Below are 2,712 nucleotides of genomic sequence, written 5' to 3'. Positions count from 1 at the left end.
ACAGCACTGTCGAGAGTGACTTTAAGACTGTTTAACTGTAAACAACAGAGCCCAAAACTAGCGTCGCATTTTCCGGTGTTATGACCCCAATAACGTAGTCAGTGAAGACTTAGGCTGGTCAATACAGCTTGCTTGATTTCTGTTGCAAGCTCAGTGGCTTTAGCCCGCTCGTTACTGACTCTCTCAGTTAATCATAAATATTATTTATTGCAAGCTGTTGTGCCACATAGATAATTGGCTGTTTCCTCCGCCTCCCCTTCCCTCGCCTTCGGCATTTGTCACAGGAGTGCCGTCAACAGCCCTGCTTTCATCCCGACTCGCGCCCTATCGGCTACAGGGCGGGACTTCCGGCGAGTAAGTTAAAAATCACTAAATATCGTCACGGATGGGTAACGAATACAAGGTAGGATCTCCGTGAAGGCGATAAGAGAATTAACACCCCTGATGAAAGCAATCGTTTTTGAAACCCCCGGAAGCCCGTCCGTATTGAAACTGCAAGATATCCCGGCCCCTACTATACAAACAGAAACAGAAGTTTTGGTGCGGTTGCGAGCGGCGGGTATCAATCCGATAGATACTAAGTTGCGATCGCGCGGCACTTTTTACCCCGAGAAAACTCCTCACGTTTTGGGGTGCGACGCTGCTGGTGTCGTAGAGGCTGTCGGTGCTGGTGTGCAAAGTTTCCAAGTGGGAGACGAGGTTTTTTTCTGCAATGGCGGTTTGGGCGGGCCGATGGGTACTTATGCTGAGTTTGCCGTTGTAGACCAACGCTTTCTAGCCATCAAGCCTGCTGTTTTAAGTTTTGCTGAAGCGGCGGCGGCACCGTTAGTTTTAATTACAGCATGGGAATCGCTGTACGATCGAGGGCGCTTGCAAGCCGGGCAAACAGTCCTGATTCAAGCTGGTGCCGGCGGTGTCGGCCACGTCGCGGTACAGTTGGCGAAGTTGCAGGGTGCTGAGGTTTGCACTACTGTTAGTTCTCAGGAAAAAGCCAATTTTGTCAAGCAGTTAGGTGCAGATGCAGTTATTTTATACAAAAATACTGATGTTGTCGATGAAGTTTTGACTTGGACTCAGGGACAAGGAGTTGACTTGGCTTTCGATACAGTCGGGGGAGAAACTTTTTACCAAACTATTCCGGCTGTGAAGATTTATGGAGACTTGGTAACTATTTTGGAACCCGATCCGGCTTTGGGCAATTTAAAAACAGCGAGAACGCGCAATCTGCGAATTAGTCTGGAATTAATGTTAACACCGATGCTGCAAAGTTTGGTGGAGGAACAGGAACAGCAGGCTCATATTTTGCAGCAGTGTGCTCGTTTGTGCGATCGCAATTTGCTCAAAATTCACGTCAGCCAAACTTTCCCTCTCGAACAAGCTCAAGCCGCTCACGAACTGTTAGAAACAGGCTCAGTAACCGGTAAAATAGTTTTGCTAATTGCTTGAATCGCAAATCTAAAATCGAATGGACAACAAACCTTCACCCTCAATAACGCCAGAGTGCTCACCCATAATCTTCCTCGGTGCTTATATTAATTTTCTTTACAAAAAAATCAAAGCTACTAAATTTGTGTTATTTTAGACGACATCAAAAGTTGAGCTTGGCAAGGTTCAGCAGGATTTATTCATTGCACTCTACCCTACGCGATGCTAATACATCTGTGTCTAACTAAATCAGTGGCAGGTATCTCCAGGTAAGTAAGATGGGGTAACAATTCGTTGAGATTGTCTACGGTCAACATTCACATTTTGGGAGCAATTAATCTCATGACTTCTATAAACAAATTGTCAGTCTTAATCATTGGAGCAGCAGTTTTTACTGTGATTTCCGATCCAGCCGACGCTATTACGCTGACATTTGGGGGCACACCTGTTGCCGGACAAGGGCAATTCTCCAACGTGCCTGGGGTAACGACAATCGATTTCGAGTCGGGTGCGCCAACCAGCGGTTTGGCTATTTACTCTGCTCCTGGTCCTGGTCCTGCGGTTGTTTCAGGCAACACTGTTAGCTCTATTATTTCGCTTGATGACAACTCGAGATACCTGGCAGTTTCCGTATTGGGCGATGCAAGAGGAACCAGTCCAGTTACTATCGCCTTTGCTAATCCACTTGATTACTTTGGATTGTATTGGGGAACACCTAGCGCAAATAACACCATTGGTTTCTTCAACGGTAATACACTCGTTCAATCGTTTAGTGGTAATGCTATTGACAGCAGCGTCATCACCAATGGTGGTGTTTACGCTAATTTCTTCGCCCAACCGGGAGAGTTTTTTAACAAAGTAGTTTTAAGCGATAGCTCGATTGCATTCGAGAGTGACAACCATGCATACAAAGTTGGTGCCTCGGAGTCTGTTCCCGAACCCGTTACGTCGTTAACTGCATTCGCTAGTGTTGTAGGAGGGGTGCTGATGAAACGCCAACAGCAACGGAAAGTTGTCGATCGCAGCGACAGGTGATTAATTAGAGAGGGTGGCGATCGCAAGATAAGCACATCTTAATTTATCTTGACAATTTCGTAAAAGTGTTGTTACCGAGGCTGGACTCGCATTTACAGCATTTTTTAGGTAAGGAATGAGAATTAAATAACTTCCACAAGTTTGTGGGATGGGCGTCCCGCCCGTCCAAAAAGGACGGGCGGGACGCCCATCCCACAATAACAATTAAAATTGTAAGTTATTTAATTCGCGATCCTTAGTACATTGCGGTCA

General features: G+C 46.2%; 3 protein-coding genes. 2 read left to right on the top strand and 1 reads right to left on the bottom strand.

The window, feature by feature from the left end; translation table 11 throughout:
• The first annotated feature begins 444 nt into the window (after positions 1–444).
• Together ACUVJL_RS26335 and ACUVJL_RS26330 are read left to right on the top strand one after the other, a co-directional pair.
• A complete protein-coding gene (locus ACUVJL_RS26335; protein WP_445248537.1) occupies positions 445–1,446 on the top strand; it encodes a zinc-dependent alcohol dehydrogenase family protein in 1,002 nt (333 codons plus the stop codon).
• 321 nt (positions 1,447–1,767) lie between these two features.
• Positions 1,768–2,460: an Npun_F0296 family exosortase-dependent surface protein gene (locus ACUVJL_RS26330; RefSeq protein ID WP_445248536.1), complete on the top strand. Its 693-nt coding sequence runs from the start codon at positions 1,768–1,770 to the stop codon at positions 2,458–2,460.
• Here the strand turns inward: ACUVJL_RS26330 and ACUVJL_RS26325 are convergent, their stop codons facing one another.
• A complete protein-coding gene (locus ACUVJL_RS26325; RefSeq protein ID WP_445248535.1) occupies positions 2,461–2,664 on the bottom strand; it encodes a hypothetical protein in 204 nt (67 codons plus the stop codon).
• Positions 2,665–2,712 lie beyond the last annotated feature (48 nt).

The organism is Microcoleus sp. OTE_8_concoct_300 (assembly GCF_031383065.1).
Taxonomy (GTDB): Bacteria; Cyanobacteriota; Cyanobacteriia; order Cyanobacteriales; family Microcoleaceae; genus Microcoleus.
Note: the sequence above shows the minus strand (reverse complement) of the source record. Positions and strands in the feature narration are given on the sequence as shown.

Coding starts and splice junctions, on each gene's coding strand:
- ACUVJL_RS26330 (WP_445248536.1), top strand. CDS start 1,768: ATGACTTCTATAAACAAATTGTCAGTCTTAATCATTGGAGCAGCAGTT.
- ACUVJL_RS26335 (WP_445248537.1), top strand. CDS start 445: ATGAAAGCAATCGTTTTTGAAACCCCCGGAAGCCCGTCCGTATTGAAA.